This is a genomic window from Kingella potus, from assembly GCF_900451175.1.
Lineage (GTDB): Bacteria > Pseudomonadota > Gammaproteobacteria > Burkholderiales > Neisseriaceae > Neisseria > Neisseria potus.
The window spans coordinates 1,049,842-1,070,948 of sequence record NZ_UGJJ01000001.1 but is presented as its reverse complement, the minus strand read 5'-3'; the positions used below and the strand labels follow the sequence as shown (position 1 = coordinate 1,070,948).

Genomic DNA, 21,107 nt, shown 5'->3' with positions numbered 1-21,107 from the left:
GTAATTGACGGGAAACAACCCGTTCCATCGGGTTTGCGGCCATTATAACAAACCGCACAGGTGCCGACACACAAATTTTAACCATCTGCGGCACGGCGCATCCGCCGCCGCCCCTTTTTCCCAAACGGCGCTGCGTCTTTCCAAACACACCGCAGGCGGGGTAAACTCACAGCCGTTTTGCTTCATCCCGATACCTGCAATCCATCCCCAAAGGAACACCACCATGCGCATTCTGCTGACCGGGGCGAAAGGCCAGCTCGGCCGTGCCGTCCGCCACCGCCTGCCCGACGACTGGGAACTCATCGCCACCGACTCGAAAACGCTCGATATTACCGACCGCGAAGCCGTCGCCAATATGCTGGAAAACTTCCAGCCCGACGCAGTCGTCAATACCGCCGCCTTTGCCGGCACAGCCGCCGCAGCGGAGCAGGCATCCCGCCTCTTCGCCGTGAATGCCGAAGGCGCGCGCAATCTGGCACAGGCCGCCTTTGCCGTCGGCGCGAAATTCGTCCACCTTTCCACCGACTATGTTTTCGACGGCAAAAGCCGCCTGCCCTACGCCGAAACCGACCCGCCCAATCCGCAATGCGTTTACGGACAGTCCAAACTCGCCGGCGAGCTGCTCGCCCTCGCCTCCGAACCCGACACCGTCGTCGTACGCACTTCGTGGATATACAGCGCACACGACGGCAACTTCGTTACCGCCCTGCTCGAAAAAGCGGCGCAAGGCGGCGCAATCCGTCTCGCCGCCGACAATGCCGGCTGCCCCACCTACGCCCCGGATTTGGCCGGCACCCTCATCGGCCTGCTGGGTCTGCCCCGTTTCCCGCAGGGGCTGCTGCACTACTGCGGCGGACAGGCATTCAGCGAATACGCCTTCGCCCAAGCCGTGCTGCAACTCGAAGCCGAACGCAACCCCGCCTTCAAAATGCCCGAACTCATCCCCGTGTCCTCCGCCGAGCTGCACAAACACCGCAACGCCCCGCTCTATTCCGTGCTCAACTGCACCAAAGCCCGCAGCCTCGGCTTTACCCCAGGCAACTGGCAGAAAAACGTCGCCGAAGCCCTCGCGCAGCGGCAAACGGCATAGGGTTCCGCAGAAACCGGACAGGCCGTCTGAAAACCACACGCTTGCAACGGGACACAACAGAAAAGATACCGGGCCGCAGATTCTTTATTTTGTTCCGCTGTATTACAAGGTTTTCAGACGGCCTCTTTTCCGCAACACCACGCACGAAAGCCCGCCATGAACACCCGCATGAACTGGCCGCAGCTCCTCAGCACGCAACGCTTCCGCCCCAAAGACGGCGACATCGTCCCCACCGTAACCCCATCCACCCAGGAAGGCGCGGACGCGCTGCGCACCGACTTCCATATCGATTACGACCGCGTCGTCTTCTCCGGCGCATTCCGCCGCCTCGGCCGCAAAACCCAAGTCCACCCCTTCGCCGAACACGACCTCACCCACAACCGCCTGACCCACAGCGTCGAAGTCGCCAGCGTCGGCCGCAGCATCGGCAACAGAGTCGGAGTGATGATGCAGGCCGGCGGCTTCCTCCCCGCAGGCAACACCCCGAGCGACATCGGCGCGGTCGTCCAAGTCGCCTGCCTAGCCCACGACCTCGGCAACCCCCCTTTCGGCCACACCGGCGAAGACGCGCTGCGCGACTGGTTCCGCAGCCCCGAAAACGCCCGCTACCTGCAACCGCTCAGCCCCGCCGAGCGCGCCGACGTGCAAACCTACGAAGGCAACGCCCACAGCCTGCGCATCCTCGCCGGCCTCGAAATGTATCCCGGCAAAGGCGGTATGCGCCTTACCGCCGCCACCATAGGCGCGCTGCTCAAATACCCCTGGACCACGCAGCACCCCGACGGCGCAAAAAAATTCAACATCTACCAAACCGAGCTGCCCTACATCCGCCGCGTTGCCGACACCCTCGGCCTCGTCAGCCTCGGACAAGACCACTGGGCGCGGCATCCGCTCTCCTACCTGATGGAAGCCGCCGACGACATCTGCTACGCCCTGCTCGATCTCGAAGACGCAGTCGATTTGGAGCTGCTCACCGACACCGAAGTCGAAACCGTCCTCTCCGGCCTCACCTTTATCGAACCCACCTGGCACGCCCAATCCGGCCGCCAACGCTGCGCCATGCTGCGCGGCATCGCCATCGGCCGCGCCATCGACGACGTGGCGCAAACCTTCATCATGCACCAGTCCGACCTGCTCGACGGCAGCTTCAAAGGCCGCGACCTGCTCGCCCTGTGCAGCCCCGAAGTGCAGAACACCCTCGAAAACGCCAAAGAACTCGCCCGCAACCGCATCTTCCGCCACCAAAGCAAGCTGATGACCGAAATCGCCTCCTTCCCCTGCCTCGGCTCCATCCTCGGCCTGCTCGTTCCCGCCGCCTGCCAATACCTTACCGAAGGCCGCGTCGGAGTGCGCCAGTCCCTCGCCCTCGAACTGCTCAACAACGCCCACCCCGTTACCCGCGACGACAGCCTCTACACCGCCTACATGAAAATCCTCGATTTCGTCGGCGGCATGACCGACAACGCCGCCGCCAAAATGGCGCGCGAACTCTCCGGCATCGGCATGATTTAGCCCCAAGCCGCTTTTCAGACGGCCGCCGCAGCGCACGCCGCAACAGCAAGGCCGTCTGAAAAATAAATTTCCTTGCCCGCCAAACAACTAAACCGGCCGGCCGCCGCAGCGGCAAAAAATACTGGACAGCCCGCCACCCCCTGCCTATAATGCGCGTCTTTCTCGCACCCGTAGCTCAGTTGGATAGAGTATCTGGCTACGAACCAGAGGGTCGGGCGTTCGAATCGCTCCGGGTGCGCCAAACAATTTATATCGCCGCGCCCATCGTCTAGCGGTTAGGACATCGCCCTTTCACGGCGGTAACCGGGGTTCGATTCCCCGTGGGCGTGCCAATATTCCAACACCCTGCAACATTGCAGGGTGTTTTTTTCGCCATCCCTTCCATGCCCAAACCCTCCTTTCAGCCAAACAGGCCGTCTGAAAATCGAAAATACGGATTCCAAACCCGCCGAAACGGTTTTCAGACGGCCTTTATCATCTGAAAAACCTCGGCAAACCCCTACCGTCCTTCCCTCATAGGCGGGAATCTCCGTTGCGGTCAAACGGCAGGCTGCTTTTACAAGGATTTCCGAATGTCAGAAAAGACTCCCGCCTGCGCAGGCATAACAGATTTCCGACAGAAAATCCTTGCCGCATGGTGCGGGGGCACGCATTCCACGGCTTCCGGAAAAATACAAGCTGTGGTTTGCAAACTTTAACCCAACACCAATGAAACTCCCTCCCCCTGCATCCGCGCAGCAGAGGGAACAAAGGCCGTCTGAAAAAACATAAGCCGCGTGCGTGGCTGTGCCACACACCCTACACAAATCCGGCGTAGGGCGTGCCACCCTGAGGCGGCGCACGTCTTTTCTGACTTTTGGAAAAATGCGGGTTGCGGCTGCAAACACTCATCCTGCCCCACCCCGCACCGCAAGCGGGAAAGGAACAAAAGACAAGAGGCCGTCTGAAAACGCCAAATACGGTTTTCAGACGGCCTCCGTCCTTGCCGCCGCCCGTGCCGGGCGGCACAATCGCATTTTCCCTTCCCTGCCGAGCCGCCATGACATCCGACCTTGCCGCCGCCGCCCGAAACCTGAATGCCCGAAAACAACAGGCCGCCGCCGATTACCTGATACACCGCCGCCCCAACCGCTATTTCCGTGCCGTCCGCCGCGCCGCCGACGCAGCCGTCCGCGCCCTGTGGCCGCATTTTTTTCCCGACGCGGGCTTCTGCCTGCTGGCGGCGGGCGGCTACGGGCGCGGCGAAGTATACCCGCATTCCGACACCGATCTCGTGCTGGTCTGCGCCGAACCGCCCTCCCACACCCGACAGGAACAGACCGCCGCGATGGTGCAGGCCATGTGGGATGCCGGCCTTGCCCCCGCGTTGAAAACCGGCACGGCGGACGAGCTGATAGCCGGTGCGGCACAGGATCTGACCGCCGACACCGCCTTTCTCGAAGCCCGCTTCCTTTGCGGCGATGCGGATTTGGCGGCACATTTCATGCAGGCCGCCGATGCGGAACGCGACCCCGCCGCCTTCGCCGCCGGCAAGCTGCTCGAAATGCGCCTGCGCCACGACAAACAGCAGGGCGCGGGTGCGCTGCTCGAACCCAACGTGAAAACCTGTCCCGGCGGCCTGCGCGACATCCACACCATGCTGTGGCTGGCAAAAGCGCAGGGACTGCCCGGCGGCATCCGCGCCCTGATGGCGCAACACATCCTGACCCGCGCCGAAGCCCTCCTGCTCGCACGCAGCCACCGCACGCTGGCCGCCATCCGCATCGGCCTGCATCTGGCGGCGGGGCGCGAAGAAGACCGGCTGGTTTTCGACCTGCAAAGCCGCCTGGCCGCCGACATGGGTTTTGCCGACGAAACAGGCCGTCTGAAAAGCGAGCGGCTGATGGAACTGTTTTACCGCGCCGCCAAAGCGGTAAAGCAACTCGGCGGCATCATCCCGCCCGCGCTGCAAAGCCGCACCGCGCCGCCGCCGCAGGCCGCCCGCAGCCTGGACGGCGACTACTGCCAAAGCGGCACCCTCCTGTGCGCCCGCGACCCGCTGCTGTTTCAAAAACAGCCGCAGCACATCTTCAAAATGGCGGAAATCCTGCAACGCAACAACGGCCTCACCGCCCCCGACCCCGCCACCCTGCGCGCCTGGTGGGCGGCCGCACGCGGCATCGGCAGCCGTTTTTACGCCGACGAAGCCAACCGCCGCCGCTTCATCGGCTTCTTCCGCCACGGCAGCGGCCTTGCCCGCACCATGCGCTTTTTAAACCTCTACGGCGTACTCGGCCGCTACCTGCCCGCATGGGAACGCATTACCGGCCTGCTGCAGCACGACCTGTTCCACATCTACCCCGTAGACGAACACATCCTCACCGTCCTGCGCAATATGCGGCGGCTGGCCATGGAGCAGCACGTCCACGAACTGCCCTTCGCCTCCGCCCTCATGCACGCCTTCCCCCGCCCCTACATCCTCTACCTCGCCGCCTTCTTCCACGACATCGCCAAAGGGCGCGGCGGCGACCACGCCGTACAGGGCATAGCCGACGCACGGAGCTTCGCCGCCGACCACTTCATGCCCGCAGAAGATGCCGAGCTGCTCTGCTGGCTGGTGGAAGACCACCTCCTCATGTCGCTCACCGCGCAAAAAGAAGACATCCAGGATCCCGCCGTCATCGAACGCTTCTGCCGCCGCGTCCGCACTCCCGAACGCCTGTCCGCCCTCTATCTGCTCACCGTGGCCGACATACGCGGCACCAACCCCAAGCTGTGGAACTCCTGGAAAGACAGCCTGCTGCAAACCCTTTTTCAGACGGCCTCCCGCCGTCTTGCCGGCCAAAGCGACAGCCGCGCCGCCGTAACCGGCCGCCGCCAAAGTGCCGCCGAACAAGCCCTGGCCGCCGCCGGCTACAGCGAAAAACAGCGGCGCAGCCTGTGGCAGGCATTGGGGCCGGCCTACTTCGTCCGCCACCGCCAAAGCGAAATCCTCTGGCACACCGCCTTTCTTGCCGGCCAAAGCGACAAAGCGCAGGCGCACATCCGCCCCCACCCCGTCGATCCCAGCGTGCTGCAAATCGCCGCCTACCTGCCCAACGCCTCCGGCATCTTCGTCGGCCTGTGCCGCATCCTCGCCCGCCACAGCCTCGACATCGCCGCCGCCCGCGCCTTCGTTACCGAGCACGACTACGTCCTCGACACCTTCGCCGCCCGCCTGCCCGAAGGCAGCACCGGAGCCGACCGCCGCCGCATCGAAGCAGCCCTGATGCACGATTTGGAACAATTTCTGCACGGCGCGCCGCCGCCGCCGCCCGGCCGCACCCGCATTCCCAGCCGCCGCGCCCGCAGCCTGCCCATCGCCCCCGTCATCGCCGTCCGTGCCGAAGAAGACCGTCCCGGCTGGCACACCCTCACCCTGATTGCCGTCAACCGCACCGGCCTGCTGGCCGACACCGCCGAAGTCCTCAACCGCCACGGAGCCGCCCTGCGCTACGCCAAAATCAACACCTCCGACGAACGCGCCGAAGACAGCTTCCTCCTCTACGCCCCCGCCCTGTCCGACCCCAACCGCCAGCTCGCCCTGCAAAAGGATTTGGAAGCCGTATCGGCGGTGTGAACACAGACAAATTCCGCCAAGGCAGGGTGTAGGCCGGCCACGCACGCGTTCCATGCCGTCCGATGGCATTTTCAGACGGCCTCCTACACGGCAAAAACCGCGTGCGTCGCCTTTGGGCGACACACCCTACACGGTGCGGCGCGGAAAAACAGATAGGCCGTCTGAAAAGCCAGATTTTGTTTTCAGACGGCCTCTGCCGCTAAGGTAGGGTGTGTGGCGCAGCCACGCACGCGTTCCCAATATTTCGGAAAGATGCAGGATGCGGCTGCAAACGCCAATCCAACGCCCGACCAAACTCCCTCCCCTGCGCCCGTGTACAGACCGGAGACATAGGTAACACCTGTGCGGAGACATAGGTAACACTCTTACCCGTCCCACAGACGGAGAAACCTATACCTTGGAGAACCACTACCATGCCCGAACAACGACACGAATTCGTTACCCTCGCCCGCAAAGACGATGCCAACATCAGCGAACTTTGCCGCCGCTTCGCCATCAGTCGCAAAACCGCCTACAAATGGCTGCCCCGCGACGATATGCACGACCTTTCCCGCCGCCCGCACCACAGCCCCAAGCGCACACCGCTGCTCTTGGAAACGCAAGTGTTGGCGCTGCGCGACCGCCATCCCGCCTGGGGCGGGCGCAAAATCGCCCACCTCTTGCAGCGCGAGCAGGGGATTGCTTTGGCACCCAGCACCATCACCGCCATCCTCCACCGCCATCAACGCATTACACCGCAGGCCGGCGCCGCCGCCACCCCTTGGCTGCGCTTCGAACACGCCTATCCCAACGCCCTGTGGCAGATGGATTTCAAAGGCCATTTTGCGCTGATGCAGGGGCGTTGCCATCCCTTGACCGTGTTGGACGACCATTCGCGCTACAACATCGTGCTGCAAGCCTTGGACAACGAGCGGCGCGCCACGGTGCAAAGCGTCTTGCACGCAGCCTTTTGCCGCTACGGCCTGCCGGAGCGCATCAACGTCGATAACGGTGCGCCGTGGGGCGGGCAAGGCGGTTTGACCGCGTTGGCGGTCTGGCTGATACGGCTGGGGATACGTTTGACATACAGCCGCCCGGCACATCCGCAGACCAACGGCAAAGACGAGCACTTTCACCGCACTTTGAAAGCAGAAGTCCTGCAGACGCATACCTTTGCCGATTTGGCGCATGTGCAAAGCCATTTTGAGCACTGGCGGCATATCTACAACCACCAACGGCCGCACGAGGCGCTGAACATGGACAGTCCGGCGCAGCGCTACCGTGTTAGTGCCAGAACCATGCCGTCGGTTCTACCGGAGATTGAATACCTGGAGGGCGACATCGTACTCAAAGTACAGCAAGGCGGCTGGTTAAGCCTGAAAGGCCGCGAGATACGGGTCGGCAAAGCCTTGGTCGGCCAACGGGTGGCTTTGCGTGCCGAAGACGGGGTTGACGGGCGGCTTGTGCTGTATTTTTGTCATCACCGGCTGGGCGAAATTGACTTGGATGACTGTTGAGCCGGGTACCGATTTTGTTATGCTGCAACTGTTACCCATGTCCCCGCACATGTGTTACCTATGTCTCCGGTCTGTACATGCGTTTACGCGGGGGGGGGGGGCTGGGGAGGGGATGGCGGTTTGCAAAACCGCTTTCCCGCCCGCAAACGCAACCGAAGCGGCAAAGCCCCCACCCTAACCCTCCCCCGCAGGCGGAGGAGGGAACAGAGGCCGTCTGAAAATCCGTATTGCGTGGTTTCAGACGGCCTCCTACACGGCAAAAACCGCGTGCGTCGCGGAAAAACAGACAGGCCGTCTGAAAAGCGTATTGTGCTTTTTCAGACGGCCTCTGCGCTTGATATGGCGTAAAACGCGTGCGTCGCTTCGGCGACACACCCTACGGCGGGGAATCGGGCGCGTGCCGCTTGGGGCGGCACGCCCTGCGCGGGTGCGATGCCCCTATTCTTCGGGCAGCTCGGCCGAGCCCATGCGGCGGCGGATGATGTCGGTTTTGGCGCGCAGGCGGCGGCTTTGGGGGTTGTCGGCGTAAAAGAGGGGGGCGGGAACGCGGGCGGCCAGGGCGGCGGCCTGGCGGGCGGTGAGGGCGGCGGCGGGTTTGCCGTAGAAACGCTGCGCGGCGGCTTCCGCGCCGTATACGCCGTAGTCCCATTCGATGACGTTGAGGTAGAGCTCGAAGATGCGGTCTTTGTCGGTGGTGGCTTCGAGCATGGCGGTGATGGCGGCTTCTTCGCCTTTGCGGATGTAGCTCTGCCATTCGCTCAAAAAGAGGTTTTTGGCAAGCTGCTGGCTGATGGTGGAGCCGCCGCCTTTGATTTTGCCGCTTTGGCTGTTGCGTCTGACGGCGTTGCGGATGCCGTTCCAGTCGAAGCCGCTGTGTTCGGCGAAGGATGCGTCTTCGGAGGCGATGAGGGCTTTTTTGAGATGGTCGGAAATGTCGGCATAGCCGCGCCAGCGGTAGTCGAGGCGGATGTCGCGGCCTTCGCTGCGGAATTCGGCCATGCGGGCGGTCATAAACGCGCTGCGGTGGGGGGCGACGGCGCGGTAGGTGATGATGCCGCCGTAAACGTAGGCGTTAAACAGGATGAAAAGGGCAAGGGGCAGGGAAAGTATCCATTTGAGCATTTCAGACGGCCTTTCCCAATGCGGCAACCACGGGGGCGGTGTCGGGGGCGAAGCCGCGCCAGAGGCGGTAGGATGCGGCAGCCTGGCAGACCAGCATTCCGAGTCCGCCGGCGGTGTGCGCCGCGCCCGCCAATGCGGCGGCCGTCTGGAAGGCGGTGGCGGTGTCGCCGTAGGCCATGTCGTAGGCGAGGGCGCAGCCTGCGTAAACGGCGGCGGGGACGGCGGGGACTTGTCCGCCGAGGCTGCCGGAAGTGCCGTTGACGATGAGGTCGAAGCCGTTTTTCAGACGGTCTGTCTGCTCGGCGGCAATGCCGAACTGCCGCGCGAGGGCTTGCGCTTTTTCGTGGGTGCGGTTGGCGATAACGATTTCTGCGGGGTTTTCGTCCAGCAGGGGCTGCAATACGCCGCGCACCGCGCCGCCCGCGCCGAGGATGAGGATGCGTTTGCCGGCAAGGGGAAAGCCGAGGTTTTGCGTGATGTCGGACACCAGCCCGATGCCGTCGGTGTTGTCGGCCAGGATGAGGCCGTCTGAAAGGCGGATCAGGGTGTTGGCCGCCCCTGCCGCGCGGGCGCGGGGGGATGTTTCGTGCGCCAGCTCTGCGGCTTGGATTTTGAAAGGCAGGGTAACGTTCGCACCTGCGCCGCCTCCGGCGAAAAACGCGGCAATGTCCCGCGCAAAGGCATCCGGCTGCGACAGGCGGCGTTCGTAACGCACCGACACGCCCTCCTGTGCGGCAAACATTTGGTGGATCTGCGGCGATTTGCTGTGGGCTATCGGATTGCCGAACACGGCGTAAAGCGGGGTGTCGTTCATGGGTGTTCCTTGTGTTGCGTGTTTTCAGACGGCCTGTAAACGTATTTTGCGGTCAGGTGCAGCAGCAGCAGCACGGGCAGCCCCAGCAGGGCGGTGAAGAGGAAGAAGCCGGGATAGCCGATGTTCTGCACCATCGCGCCGGAGTAGCCGCCCAGCGTTTTCGGCAGCAGGGTCATCAGCGAGCTGAGCACGGCATACTGCACGGCGGTAAAGCGGATGCTGGTGAGCGAGGAAAGAAAAGCCACGAACACCGCACCCGCCAGGCCGGAGGCGAGGTTGTCGCAGCCCACGGCCAGATAGAGGAACAAAACGTCGTGGCCGCGATAGGCCAGCGCGGCAAACAGCAGATTGGTAGCCGAAGCGAGCACCGCGCCCGCCGTCATCATCTTCATCAGCGGCACCCGCTGCGACAGCAGGCCGCCGAGAAAGCCGCCGGCCACAGCCATCACCACGCCGAAAGTCTTTACCGCCGCCGCGATTTCCTCTTTGGCAAAGCCCATGTCCTGATAAAACACATTGGCCACCACGCCGGCCACGATGTCGGAAATGCGGTACATCCCGATCAGCGCGAGCAGCAGCAGCGCGGCGCGGCCGTAGCGGTGGAAGAAATCGGCCACGGGCGACACCCAGGTGTCGCGCACCAGCCGCGCGGGCACGGCTTTGGCCGCCGTCAGCAGCCGCGCTGCCGCAAACGCCGCCAGCGCGGCGGCGGCCAGACGCAGCGTTTCCCAAAACAGCTTCGCCAGCGCGTCGTCCGCCTGCGGCAGCACGCCGCCGCCATAGGAAAACGCCGCCGCAAACGCCGCCGCCGACACGGCAAACAGCAGCAGCAGGCGCAGATTGTCCGCCGCCCGGCCCGAAGCCGCCCGCACACCCGTCTGCGGCTCGCGGACAAACAGCGTTGTCAGCACGCCCGCGCCCATCACCGCCGCCATCGCCAGATAAGTCTGCCGCCAGGCCGCATAGGAATAATGTTCCGCCGAAGAGCCCAGCTTTGCCGCCAGAAACAGCGCACCCGCGCCCGACACAATCATGCCGACGCGGTAGCCCGCGTTATAAGTGGCCGAAGCCGCCGTCAGCAGCCCCGTGTCGCCGCCCGCAATCTCGATGCGGTAGGCATCGATAACAATATCCTGCGTGGCCGAGGAAAAGCCGAGCAGCACCGCCGCCGCCGCCATATACGGCAGCGCGTCCGCAGCGGCGGGGTTGACCGAAGCCATCCACACCGCCGCCGCAATCATGCCCGCCTGCGACAGCAGCAGCCACGAACGGCGTTTGCCCAAACGCCCCAGCAGCGGCAGTCGCAGCGAATCGGCCAGCGGCGACCAGACGAATTTGAACGAATAGGCCAGAGCCGCCCAGCTGAACATCGTAACCGTCTCCCGCGCCACGCCCGCCTCGCGCAGCCACAGCGACAGGCTGGAAAACACCAGCATCAGCGGCAGGCCGGCGGAAAAGCCGAGCAGCAGCAGCGACAGCACGCGCGGATCGAGATAAACGGCGGCGGAACGGGGGCGGGAAGCAGGCATAAGACGGAATACGGTGTGGAAACGGGAAAGGCGGCATTGTAGCAAAAAGGCGGGCGGGCACTTGGGCAAAACCCCGAATCCGCTTACACACACCGGCACAGCGGCCTTTGCCGTTAAGGTAGGGTGTGTGGCGCAGCCACGCACGCGTTTTGTGCCGCCCGATGATATTTTCAGACGGCCTCCTACACGGCAAAAACCGCGTGCGTCGCCTTTGGGCGACACACCCTACGCGGTGCGGCACGGAAAAACGGACAGGCCGTCTGAAAAGCGGATTTTGTTTTCAGACGGCCTCTGCCGCCAAGGTAGGGTGTGTGGCACAGCCACGCACGCGTTCCCAATATTTCGGAAAGATGCAGACTACGGCTGCAAACGCCAATCCAACGCCCGACCAAACTCCCTCCCCTGCGCCCGAGCGGGGGAGGGCTGGGGAGGGGGTGGCGGTTTGCAAAACCGCTTTCCCGCCCGCAAACGCAGCCGAAGCGGCAAAGCCCCCACCCTAACCCTCCCCCGCAGGCGGGAGAGGGAACAGAGGCCGTCTGAAAACACCAGCCGCGTGCGTGGCGGAGCGGCAAAATATGCCGTCTGCTATGATGAGGCCGTCTGAAAACATCCGAATCCCGTTTTGCCGCTTTCAGACGGCCCCAAAGCACGGGATTCCGAACCACAGGATTTTTCCATGTCCAAAACCGAAGTTTCCCCGCCCGCCGCCGTCTGTTTCCAAACCACGCTCGCCGTGCGCGTGGACGATCTCAACTACGGCGGCCACCTCGCCAACGATGCCGTGCTGAAACTCGTCCACGAATCCCGCCTGCGCTGGCTGGCCGCGCTCGGGTTCAGCGAGACGGATATCGGCGGCTGCGGCCTCATCATGACCGCCGCCGCCGTGCAATACCGCGCCCAAGCCTTCCACGGCGACACATTGCGCGCCGACACGGGCATTGCGGAACTCTCCGCCGCCGGCTTCACCGCAGCCACGCTCCTCGTGCGCACCTCCGACAATGTTGCCGTTGCCGCCGTCCGCTGCCGCATGGCGGCCTTCGACTACTCCGCAGGACGCGTCCGCCGCCTGCCGCAGGCTTTCCGCGAACGGCTCGCGGATTTGGCGGAACAGGCCGTCTGAACAGCCTCTTTTTGTTTTCAGACGACCTCTGCCGCTAAGGTAGGGTGTGTGGCGCAGCCACGCACTCGTTCCCTGCCGTCCGATAACTTTCAGACGGCCTTTTACACAACACAAACCGCGTGCGTCGCTTCGGGCGACACACCCTACACGGCGCAGGAAAACGGACAGGCCGTCTGAAAAGCCAGATTTTGTTTTCAGACGGCCTCTGCCGCCAAGATAGGGTGTGTGGCGCAGCCACGCACGCGCTCCCAATATTTCGGAAAGATGCAGACTGCGGCTGAAAACGGTTCGTCCGACACCCACCCAACTCCCTCCCCTGCGCCCGCGCGGGGGAGGGCTGGGGAGGGGGTGGCGGTTTGCAAAACCGCTTTCCCGCCCGCAAACGCAGCCGAAGCGGCAAAGCCCCCACCCTAACCCTCCCCCGCAGGCGGGAGAGGGAATAATAGAGGCCGTCTGAAAATCCGTTTTGCGTGGTTTCAGACGGCCTCTGCGCGGCCAAAAACGCGGGCGGCCGCTTTGTTTGCTAAAATGCGCCCTCTGCCGGATGCCTCCGGCAGCTTGTTTTTCCCCCGCCCGCCGCAGCGTTTTTCAGACGGCCGCAGGCTGCGGGAGGCCGTCTGAAAACGTTTGGAACAGGGAATTTTCATGCTGCTCGACCTCACCCGCTATTCTCCCGCCGTGTTCGCCGGCGAGGCGAAAAAAATCGCCGTGCTGGCCTGGCCGATGATGCTGGCGCAGATTGCGGCGGTGGGGCTGGGCTTTGTCGATACGGTCATGGCCGGCGGGGCGGGCAAAGCGGATTTGGCGGCGGTGGCACTCGGCAGCGCGGCCTTCGCCACGGTGTTCATCACTTGGATCGGCATCATGGCCGCGCTCAATCCGGTGGTGGCGCAGCTTCACGGTGCGGGCAAAACGCGCGAAACGGGCGAAGCGGGGCGGCAGGGCTTGTGGTTCGGCCTGCTGCTGGGCGTGGCGGGAATGCTGCTGCTGTTGGCGGCGGTGCCGCCCTTTTTGTGGTATCTCGATCTGCCGCAGCGGGTGGAAGCCATGCTGGCGCAGTATCTTTGGTTTACCGCGCCCGCCATGCCTGCGCTGATGCTCTACCGCGCCCTGCACGCCTACACCACCAGCCTCGGCCGCACCAAAGCGGTGATGTGGGTAAGCTGGGCGGGGCTGCTGCTGAACGTTCCGCTCAATTATGTGTTTGTCTACGGCAAACTCGGTATGCCCGCGCTGGGCGGGGCGGGCTGCGGGCTGGCCACCCTGCTGGTGTGCTGGTTTGAAGCCGCCGTGCTGTGGCTGTATGTGAAACGCGCGGCGTTTTTCCGCCGCTTCGGCCTGGCGGGCGGCTTTTCCAAACCCGATGCCGCCATGCTCGGCCAGCTCTGGCGGCTCGGCTGGCCGTCGGGTTTCTCGTATTTCCTCGAAGCGAGCCTGTTTACCTCCATCATGTTTCTGATTGCCAAATTCGGCGAAGATTATGTGGCCGCGCAGCAGGTGGTCATCAGCCTGACCGGCATTATCTACATGATTCCGCAGGCTCTGGGCGCGGCCGTTACCGTGCGCGTCGGCTTCGCGCTGGGGCGGCGGCAGAAGCGGCGGGCGCGCTATATTTCCGGCGTGGGCGTGGCTTCCGGGCTGGTTTTGGCCGTCTGCACCATGCTGCTGATACTGCTGCTGCGCCGGCCGCTGGCGGCCATGTACACTTCCGATGCGGCGGTGCTGGCACTGGCGGCGCAGGTGCTGCTGTTTGCCGCGCTGTTCCAGCTTTTCGACTTTACCCAGTGCATCGCCTCCTACGCCCTGCGCGGCTACAAAATCACCAAAGCCCCGATGCTGGTACACGGCGCGGCCTTTTGGGGCCTGGGGCTGCTGCCCGGCTGGCTGCTGGCCAACTTTGCCGCGCTGAACATCTTCGGCTTCTGGACCGCGCTCGTCTTCTCGCTGGCCGCCGCCGCCGTCCTGCTTTTATGGCTGCTGGAACGCCACAGCAAAGCCGCCCTGTCCGACTAAGGATTGCCGCCAATGAACATTACCGAACACGCCGACCTGCGCCCCTTCAATACTTTCGGCCTGCCCGCCCGCGCCCGCCGCCTCGCCGTAGTGGCCGAAGCCGCGCAGCTTCCGCAACTTTGCGCCCTGCCCTTTTTCGACCGTGCCAACGTGCTCTGGCTCGGCGGCGGCAGCAACATCGTCCTGCGCGGCGACCACTCCGGCACCGTCGTGCGCATCGCCAACCGAGGCATACGCGAAGTCCGCCGCTCCGGCAGCCACGTCTGGCTCGAAGCGCAGGCCGGCGAAAACTGGCACGGCTTCGTCCGCCACACCCTCGCGCAGGGCTTGAGCGGCCTCGAAAACCTCAGCCTCATTCCCGGCACCGTCGGCGCGTCGCCCGTGCAAAACATCGGCGCATACGGCGTAGAAGCCAAAGACCTCATCGACACGGTGCGCTGCTACGACCTCGACCACGGCCGCTTCGCCGACCTGCCTGCCGCCGACTGCCGCTTCGCCTACCGCGACAGCCTGTTCAAACGCGAAGGGCGCGGCCGCTACGTCATCACCTCCGTAGTGTTCAAACTCTCCCGACGCTTCGTGCCGCAAACCGGCTACGGCGACCTGGCCGCCGTTCTCGCCGCAAGCTGCTCCGGCCGCCCCGCTACCGCCGCCGACGTATCCGAAGCCGTTTGCCGCATCCGCCAATCCAAGTTGCCCGACCCCGCCCTGCTCGGCAACGCCGGCAGCTTTTTCAAAAACCCCGCCGTATCTGCGGCAGAAGCCGCCGCACTCGCCGCCGCACACCCCGCCCTGCCGCGCTACCCCCAGCCCGACGGCACGGTCAAACTCGCCGCCGGCTGGCTGATCGACCAATGCGGCCTCAAAGGCCGCCGCATCGGCGGCGCGGCGGTACACGACAGACAGGCTCTGGTGCTGGTCAATACCGGCCAGGCCACCGCCGCCGATGTCGCCGAACTCGCCGCGCTGGTGCGGGACACCGTGGCCGCCCGCTTCGGCGTGCGGCTGGAAAGCGAACCCGAGTGGGTGTGAACAAACAAAGCAGAGGCCGTCTGAAAACCATATTTTCAGACGGCCTCTTCACTACAAAAACCGCGTGCGTCGCTTGGGGCGACACACCCTACACGGGGCGGCGCGGAAAAACGGACAGGCCGTCTGAAAAACCAGATTTTGTTTTCAGACGGCCTCTGCCGCTAAGGTAGGATGTGTGGCGCAGCCACGCACGCGTTCCCAATATTTCGGAAAGATGCAGACTGCGGCTGCAAACGGTTCGTCCGACACCCATCCAACTCCCTCCCCCGCAGGCGGAGGAGGAAACAGAGGCCGTCTGAAAATCCGTATTGCGTGGTTTCAGACAGCCTCTTACACACAAAAACCGCGTGCGTCGCTTGGAGCGACACACCCTACGCGGTGCGGCGTGGAAAAACGGACAGGCCGTCTGAAAAGCGGATTGTGCTTTTTCAGACGGCCTTTGCCGCTAAGGTAGGGTGTGTGACGCAGCCACGCACGCGTTCCCAATATTTCGGAAAGATGCAGGATGCGGCTGCAAACACCAATCCAACGCCCGACCAAACTCCCTCCCCTGCGCCCGCGCGGGGGAGGGCTGGGGAGGGGGTGGCGGTTTGCAAAACCGCTTTCCCGCCCGCAAACGCAGCCGGAGCGGCAAAGCCCCCCCACCCTAACCCTCCCCCGCAGGCGGGAGAGGGAACAGAGGCCGTCTGAAAATCCGTTTTATGTGGTTTCAGACGGCCTCCTACACAGCAAAAAACGCGTGCGTCGCTTCGGGCGACACACCCTACACGGTGCGGCGCGGGAAAACGGACAGGCCGTCTGAAAAGCGGATTTTGTTTTCAGACGGCCTTTGCCGCTAAGGTAGGGTGTGTGGCGCAGCCACGCACGCGTTCCCAATATTTCGGAAAGATGCAGGATGCGGCTGCAAACGCCAATCCAACGCCCGACCAAACTCCCTCCCCTGCGCCCGCGCGGGGGAGGGCTGGGGAGGGGGTGGCGGTTTGCAAAACCGTTTTCCCGCCCGCAAACGCAGCCGAAACGGCAAAGCCCCCACCCTAACCCTCCCCCGCAGGCGGGAGAGGGAACAGAGGCCGTCTGAAAATCCGTATTGTGTGGTTTCAGACGGCCTCTTCACTGCAAAAACCGCGTGCGTCGCTTGGGGCGACACACCCTACGCGGGTTTGGCGCGAGGAAAAACGGACAGGCCGTCTGAAAAGCCAGATTTTGTTTTCAGACGGCCTTTGCTTTATTTGTCCTGCTCCGCTGCCGCATCGTCCAGCGATTTAAGCCAGGCGAGTTTTTCGCCGATTTTGATTTCCAGCCCGCGCGGTACGGGGCGGTAGAAATCGGGTTCGGCCAGGCCGTCGGGCATATAGCTTTCGCCGGCGGCGTAGGCGTTTGGCTCGTCGTGGGCGTAACGGTATTCGCGGCCGTAGCCGAGTTCTTTCATCAGCTTGGTGGGCGCGTTGCGCAGGTGTACGGGCACTTCGTCGCTGGCGTTTTCCCTGACGAAACGGCGCATTTGGTTGTAGGCCGAATAGCCCGCGTTGGATTTGGCGGCGGCGGCCAGATACAGCACGGCCTGCGCCAGCGCGAGTTCGCCTTCGGGCGAGCCGAGCCGCTCGTAGGTGGCGGCGGCTTCGTTGGCAATCTGCATGGCGCGCGGGTCGGCCAGGCCGATGTCTTCCCAAGCCATGCGCACGATGCGGCGGGCGAGGTAGCGCGGGTCGGTGCCGCCGTCGAGCATGCGGCAAAACCAATACAGTGCGGCATTCGGATGCGAGCCGCGCACGGATTTGTGCAGGGCGGAGATTTGGTTGTAGAAACTTTCGCCGCCTTTGTCGAAGCGGCGGATTTGCGCACCGAGGCTGTCGGCGAGAAAGGCGGCATCGAGTGTGTCCAGACGGCGTGTGGCGGCGGCGCGTAAGAGTTGTTCCAGTAAATTCAATAATCTGCGTGCGTCGCCGTCGGCGGTGTTGATTAACATCTCCTGCGCGTCGGCTGCGATGGCAAAGCCCCGGTATTCGGGCAGGGCGAGCACTTTGGCGGTGAGTTTGGCCAAATCGTCGGCGGACAAGGGCTGCAACACATACACCTGTGCGCGGCTGAGCAGGGCGGGATTGACTTCGAAAGACGGGTTTTCGGTGGTCGCGCCGATAAAGGTAAGCAGGCCGCTTTCGACGTGCGGCAGAAACGCATCCTGCTGCGCTTTGTTGAAGCGGTGTACCTCATCGACAAACAAAATCGTCGCGCGCCCCTGTTGCAGGGCGATTTCGGCCTTGTCGATGGCTTCGCGGATGTCTTTCACGCCGGAAAACACCGCCGACACGGGCAGAAACTGGGCATTGAAACTCTGCGCCAGAATCCGCGCCAGCGTGGTTTTGCCCACGCCCGGCGGCCCCCAAAGCAGCATGGAGTGCGGCTTGCCGCCCTCCACCGCCACGCGCAGCGGCTTGCCTTCGCCGATTAGGTGCTGCTGGCCGATGACATCGTCGAGCGTGTGCGGGCGCAGCCTTTCGGCCAGGGGTGCGTCGGGTTGGCGGGCAAAGAGATCGGACATGGCGGGGCTTTCTGACGGAAACGGTTTTTTCAGACGGCCTCTGTGCGGATACGGAGGCCGTCTGAAAACGGCGGCTATTATACCGTCGGGCGGTTTGCGGTAGAATGCGCGTTTTTACAACCCTTGACACAAGGAATACAGAGATGAAAAAGATTTTTGCAGCAGCGGCTTTGGCGGCCTTACTGGCCGGATGTGCGGGCTCGGACGGCGGCAGCGGCGGTATGTCGCTGGGCAGCCTGATGGGCGGCGGTTCGCAGCAGCAGTCGTCTGCGGGCGGCCTGATGGGCGGCATGGGCGGCACGCTGGTGAAAAGCGTGATCAACAACCAATGCGTCAGCGAACTGCAAAAACGCAACGAATGGCGCGTTATCGCGCTGGCGATGAGTGCCGACAAGCAGGCCGAATGGGAAAACAAAATCTGCGGCTGCGCCAGCGAGGAAGCCCCCAACCAGCTTTCGGCCAACGATCTGATGAGCCTGGCGGCCAACCGCGATGCCGTTTCGCAAACCGTGGCCAACGTTACCGCGAAAACGGTTACCGCCTGCTTCAAACGCCTCTACCGCTAAACCTTTTTCAGACGGCCTCCATATCCGCACGGGGGCCGTCTGAAAACCTGCAAACCCTTGCACGCTTGTGCAACGGAACAAAGGCCGGAACATGAACTACATCAGCACACGCGGCAACACCGCGCCCAAAACATTCAGCGAAGTCCTGCTCATGGGACTCGCCCCCGACGGCGGGCTGATGCTGCCCGAACGCTATCCGCAGATCGACGCTGCCGCGCTGGAAAAATGGCGCGGCCTTTCCTATCCCGACCTGGCATTTGAAATCATGAGCCTGTTTGCCACCGACATTCCGGCAGACGACCTGCGCCGCATCATTGCCGGCACCTACACCGAAGCGGCGTTCGGCACGAAAGAAATCACGCCCGTACGCACGCTTTCAGACGGCCTCAAAATCCAAGCCCTCTCCAACGGCCCGACGCTGGCTTTTAAAGACATGGCGATGCAGTTTCTCGGCAACGCCTTCGAGTATGTGCTGGCAAAGGCCGGCACCACGCTGAACATCGTCGGCGCCACCAGCGGCGACACCGGATCGGCGGCGGAATACGCCCTGCGCGGCAAACAAGGCGTGCACGTGTTTATGATGTCGCCCGCAGGCAGAATGAGCGCGTTCCAGCGTGCGCAGATGTACAGCCTGCAAGACGAAAACATCCTCAACATCGCCGTGGAAGGCATGTTCGACGACTGCCAGGACATCGTCAAAGCCATCCAAAACGACGCGGCGTTTAAAGAAAAATACCACATCGGCACAGTCAATTCGATCAACTGGGGCCGCGTGATGGCGCAAATCGTCTATTACTTTGCCGGCTATTTCAAAGCCACGCAGAGCAACAGCGAAACCGTCAGCTTCTGCGTGCCCAGCGGCAACTTCGGCAACATCTGCGCCGGACACATCGCCAAACAGATGGGGCTGCCCGTCCGCCGCCTGATCGTTGCCACCAACGAAAACGACGTGTTGGACGAATTTTTCCAAACCGGCCGCTACCTGCCGCGCAGCGCAGCGCAGACACACGTTACTTCCAGCCCCTCGATGGACATTTCCAAAGCCTCCAATTTCGAGCGTTTCGTTTTCGACCTGACCGGCCGCGATCCCGAAAAAGTCCGCGCCCTGTGGGCGAAAGTTGCCGCCGGAGAAGGCTTCGACCTGAGTCCCCTGCTGGCAAAAGCGCGGGAACAATACGGCTTTGCCTCGGGCAAATCCACCCACGCCGACCGCCTCGCCACCATCAGACAAGTGTACGGACAGGAAGGCGAACTCATCGACCCGCACACCGCCGACGGCGTGAAAGTCGCCCGCAGCCTGCGCGAAGACGGCGAAACCGTCGTCTGCCTCGAAACCGCGCTGGCGGCCAAGTTTGCCGACACCATCCGCGAAGCCGCAGGCAGCGTCGCCATCCCCCGTCCCGCCGGACTCGAAGGCTTGGAAGACCTGCCGCAGCGCGTGCAAACCGTGCCGAACGATGCCGAAGCCGTGAAAGAAATCATCCGCAGCACACTCGCTTAAAGCAGCACAGGGAAATCCGATATTGGGTTTCCCTTTTTTACGGCATGACAACAACAAACAGCCCCAGCTTTGCACCCTGCCTTTTTCCCGACAATACGGAACACAAGCCCATGAATGCAGACTCCGAAACACCCAAAGCCGCCCACGACTTTCCCGCCGTCCTCGCCCGCCTGGCCGCACAACAGAAATCCGGCATCGCCCCGCACACCCTTTCAGACGGCCTCACCGTCTGGGTGCGCAAAGCCGGCGCGCGCAATCCCGCATGGCGTTACACCCTGATGGGCATGGTTACCCGCCCGCTGCGTTTGGGCGTGTTGAAACCCGTGCCCAACCTCGGCGGCGAAAAAGCCGTCGCCACCGAAGCAAACCGCCTGCGCCGACTCGCCGCCGCCGGCATCCGCGTACCCGAACTGCTGGCACAGCAGCCCGACGCACTGCTGCTGGGCAGCCTCCCCGGTATCTCGCTGGAAGAACGTATCGGGCAGGAAGCCAAAGACGGCCGCCTCGCCGCATGGGAGGCCGGACTGGACGCAATCGGCGAAGTCCACGCCAAAGGCCAGTTCCTCAGCCAGGCTTTCGCCCGCAACATCATGACCGACCACGGCAGAATCGGTTTTCTCGATTTTGAAGACGACCCGTCCGAAATCCTGACCCTCGAAGAATGCCAAAGCCGCGACTGGCTCTGCTACCTGCACTCCACCGCCCTGCTGCTCAAACGCCACGGCCTGCTCGAACGCGCCGCTGCCCTGTGGCACGACAAACTTTCAACCGAACCCGAAGCCGTCCGCCGCCTCGTCGTCCAAACCGCCCGCCCCGTTGCCTGGATGCACTGCCTGACCAACTCGAAATGGGGGCGCGACGTGCTGCGCATCGCCGCCCTTGCCGCCCTGTTCTCCCTCGCCGCTGCAGACTGAAACCGCATCCGCGCCTGCAAAAACGTAAAGAGGCCGTCTGAAATCACGGTAAAACCCGCCCCCGCCGTCCTGCCCGCGCAGGCGGGAATTTTCGTTGCAGTCAGACTGCGGATTGTTTTGACAAAAAATTTCAAAATATCAAAAAAGATTCCCGCCTGTGCGGGAACGGGGATGGCGGGCATTGGCGGCCTGCCAAAAATTGCCGTCTGAAAATCCTGTTTTCAGACGGCCTCACGATAAAAAAGCAGGCCTTGCGGCCTG

Annotated in this window: 19 protein-coding genes and 2 tRNA genes; 17 read left to right on the top strand and 4 right to left on the bottom strand. The window is 63.3% G+C overall.

Annotation, left to right across the window (positions count from 1 at the left end; genetic code table 11):
* The first annotated feature begins 223 nt into the window (after positions 1-223).
* The 7 genes from rfbD (at position 224) to DYE40_RS12240 (ending at position 8,044) form a co-directional block, all read left to right on the top strand.
* A complete protein-coding gene (gene rfbD / locus DYE40_RS04865; RefSeq protein ID WP_172461212.1) occupies positions 224-1,090 on the top strand; it encodes a dTDP-4-dehydrorhamnose reductase in 867 nt (288 codons plus the stop codon).
* Positions 1,091-1,246: 156 nt separating this feature from the next.
* On the top strand, positions 1,247-2,602 hold the full coding sequence (locus tag DYE40_RS04860) for a deoxyguanosinetriphosphate triphosphohydrolase (RefSeq protein ID WP_172461211.1): 1,356 nt from the start codon (positions 1,247-1,249) through the stop codon (positions 2,600-2,602).
* A 164-nt stretch (positions 2,603-2,766) separates the two neighbouring features.
* A tRNA-Arg gene (locus DYE40_RS04855) sits at positions 2,767-2,843 on the top strand.
* Positions 2,844-2,859: 16 nt separating this feature from the next.
* A tRNA-Glu gene (locus tag DYE40_RS04850) sits at positions 2,860-2,934 on the top strand.
* Positions 2,935-3,641: 707 nt separating this feature from the next.
* Entirely contained in the window at positions 3,642-6,200 is a 2,559-nt protein-coding gene (glnD, locus tag DYE40_RS04845) for a [protein-PII] uridylyltransferase (protein WP_115307978.1), read from the top strand.
* A gap of 392 nt (positions 6,201-6,592) precedes the next feature.
* Positions 6,593-7,696 carry an IS481 family transposase gene (locus DYE40_RS04840; RefSeq protein WP_425451185.1) on the top strand — a complete coding sequence of 368 codons (1,104 nt, stop codon included), beginning with the start codon at positions 6,593-6,595 and terminating at the stop codon, positions 7,694-7,696.
* Positions 7,697-7,816: 120 nt separating this feature from the next.
* Positions 7,817-8,044, top strand: a complete 228-nt coding sequence (locus DYE40_RS12240) for a hypothetical protein (RefSeq protein WP_147286585.1) — start codon at positions 7,817-7,819, stop codon at positions 8,042-8,044.
* A 90-nt stretch (positions 8,045-8,134) separates the two neighbouring features.
* On the opposite strand, the gene mtgA is transcribed toward DYE40_RS12240, so the two are convergent.
* From mtgA to DYE40_RS04825, 3 genes are read right to left on the bottom strand one after another with little or no spacing between them, the layout of a single operon-like run.
* A complete protein-coding gene (mtgA, locus tag DYE40_RS04835) occupies positions 8,135-8,818 on the bottom strand; it encodes a monofunctional biosynthetic peptidoglycan transglycosylase (RefSeq protein WP_115307976.1) in 684 nt (227 codons plus the stop codon).
* A gap of 1 nt (position 8,819) precedes the next feature.
* Positions 8,820-9,632, bottom strand: coding sequence for a shikimate dehydrogenase (gene aroE / locus DYE40_RS04830; protein WP_115307975.1), 813 nt, complete (start codon positions 9,630-9,632; stop codon positions 8,820-8,822).
* On the bottom strand, positions 9,629-11,161 hold the full coding sequence (locus tag DYE40_RS04825) for an AmpG family muropeptide MFS transporter (protein ID WP_115307974.1): 1,533 nt from the start codon (positions 11,159-11,161) through the stop codon (positions 9,629-9,631). Before DYE40_RS04825 ends, aroE begins: the two co-directional genes overlap by 4 nt.
* A 61-nt stretch (positions 11,162-11,222) precedes the next feature.
* On the opposite strand from DYE40_RS04825, the gene DYE40_RS12235 reads away from it, so the two are divergent.
* From DYE40_RS12235 to DYE40_RS12230, 7 genes are all read left to right on the top strand, one after another.
* Entirely contained in the window at positions 11,223-11,765 is a 543-nt protein-coding gene (locus DYE40_RS12235) for a hypothetical protein (RefSeq protein ID WP_147286584.1), read from the top strand.
* Positions 11,766-11,837: 72 nt separating this feature from the next.
* Positions 11,838-12,281 (top strand): acyl-CoA thioesterase, encoded by a 444-nt coding sequence (locus DYE40_RS04820; RefSeq protein WP_115307973.1) that lies wholly within the window; start codon positions 11,838-11,840, stop codon positions 12,279-12,281.
* Between the two features lie 48 nt (positions 12,282-12,329).
* Entirely contained in the window at positions 12,330-12,458 is a 129-nt protein-coding gene (locus tag DYE40_RS13095; RefSeq protein WP_281270646.1) for a hypothetical protein, read from the top strand.
* Positions 12,459-12,926: 468 nt separating this feature from the next.
* Complete coding sequence (locus DYE40_RS04815; protein WP_115307972.1) at positions 12,927-14,294, top strand: MATE family efflux transporter; 1,368 nt, start codon at positions 12,927-12,929, stop codon at positions 14,292-14,294.
* A gap of 12 nt (positions 14,295-14,306) precedes the next feature.
* Entirely contained in the window at positions 14,307-15,326 is a 1,020-nt protein-coding gene (gene murB / locus DYE40_RS04810; RefSeq protein WP_115307971.1) for a UDP-N-acetylmuramate dehydrogenase, read from the top strand.
* Positions 15,323-15,496 carry a hypothetical protein gene (locus DYE40_RS12550; RefSeq protein ID WP_172461210.1) on the top strand — a complete coding sequence of 58 codons (174 nt, stop codon included), beginning with the start codon at positions 15,323-15,325 and terminating at the stop codon, positions 15,494-15,496. Before murB ends, DYE40_RS12550 begins: the two co-directional genes overlap by 4 nt.
* 335 nt (positions 15,497-15,831) lie before the next feature.
* Complete coding sequence (locus DYE40_RS12230; RefSeq protein ID WP_147286583.1) at positions 15,832-16,128, top strand: hypothetical protein; 297 nt, start codon at positions 15,832-15,834, stop codon at positions 16,126-16,128.
* Between the two features lie 423 nt (positions 16,129-16,551).
* Here DYE40_RS12230 and DYE40_RS04805 read toward each other — a convergent pair whose 3' ends face one another.
* Positions 16,552-17,865, bottom strand: a complete 1,314-nt coding sequence (locus DYE40_RS04805; protein WP_115307970.1) for a replication-associated recombination protein A — start codon at positions 17,863-17,865, stop codon at positions 16,552-16,554.
* Positions 17,866-18,008: 143 nt separating this feature from the next.
* Between DYE40_RS04805 and DYE40_RS04800 the strand changes: the two genes are divergently transcribed.
* The 3 genes from DYE40_RS04800 to DYE40_RS04790 all read left to right on the top strand — a co-directional run bounded on the left by DYE40_RS04800 (position 18,009) and on the right by DYE40_RS04790 (position 20,846).
* Positions 18,009-18,431, top strand: a complete 423-nt coding sequence (locus DYE40_RS04800) for a hypothetical protein (protein WP_115307969.1) — start codon at positions 18,009-18,011, stop codon at positions 18,429-18,431.
* A 91-nt stretch (positions 18,432-18,522) separates the two neighbouring features.
* A complete protein-coding gene (thrC, locus tag DYE40_RS04795; protein WP_115307968.1) occupies positions 18,523-19,932 on the top strand; it encodes a threonine synthase in 1,410 nt (469 codons plus the stop codon).
* A gap of 110 nt (positions 19,933-20,042) precedes the next feature.
* A complete protein-coding gene (locus DYE40_RS04790; protein ID WP_115307967.1) occupies positions 20,043-20,846 on the top strand; it encodes a BUD32 family EKC/KEOPS complex subunit in 804 nt (267 codons plus the stop codon).
* The last annotated feature ends 261 nt before the right edge of the window (positions 20,847-21,107 follow it).

Coding starts and splice junctions, on each gene's coding strand:
- DYE40_RS04820 (WP_115307973.1), top strand. CDS start 11,838: ATGTCCAAAACCGAAGTTTCCCCGCCCGCCGCCGTCTGTTTCCAAACC.
- DYE40_RS04860 (WP_172461211.1), top strand. CDS start 1,247: ATGAACACCCGCATGAACTGGCCGCAGCTCCTCAGCACGCAACGCTTC.
- glnD (WP_115307978.1), top strand. CDS start 3,642: ATGACATCCGACCTTGCCGCCGCCGCCCGAAACCTGAATGCCCGAAAA.
- DYE40_RS04815 (WP_115307972.1), top strand. CDS start 12,927: ATGCTGCTCGACCTCACCCGCTATTCTCCCGCCGTGTTCGCCGGCGAG.
- thrC (WP_115307968.1), top strand. CDS start 18,523: ATGAACTACATCAGCACACGCGGCAACACCGCGCCCAAAACATTCAGC.
- DYE40_RS04790 (WP_115307967.1), top strand. CDS start 20,043: ATGAATGCAGACTCCGAAACACCCAAAGCCGCCCACGACTTTCCCGCC.
- DYE40_RS04805 (WP_115307970.1), bottom strand. CDS start 17,865: ATGTCCGATCTCTTTGCCCGCCAACCCGACGCACCCCTGGCCGAAAGG.
- DYE40_RS12230 (WP_147286583.1), top strand. CDS start 15,832: ATGCGGCTGCAAACACCAATCCAACGCCCGACCAAACTCCCTCCCCTG.
- rfbD (WP_172461212.1), top strand. CDS start 224: ATGCGCATTCTGCTGACCGGGGCGAAAGGCCAGCTCGGCCGTGCCGTC.
- aroE (WP_115307975.1), bottom strand. CDS start 9,632: ATGAACGACACCCCGCTTTACGCCGTGTTCGGCAATCCGATAGCCCAC.
- DYE40_RS04800 (WP_115307969.1), top strand. CDS start 18,009: ATGAAAAAGATTTTTGCAGCAGCGGCTTTGGCGGCCTTACTGGCCGGA.
- DYE40_RS04825 (WP_115307974.1), bottom strand. CDS start 11,161: ATGCCTGCTTCCCGCCCCCGTTCCGCCGCCGTTTATCTCGATCCGCGC.
- mtgA (WP_115307976.1), bottom strand. CDS start 8,818: ATGCTCAAATGGATACTTTCCCTGCCCCTTGCCCTTTTCATCCTGTTT.
- murB (WP_115307971.1), top strand. CDS start 14,307: ATGAACATTACCGAACACGCCGACCTGCGCCCCTTCAATACTTTCGGC.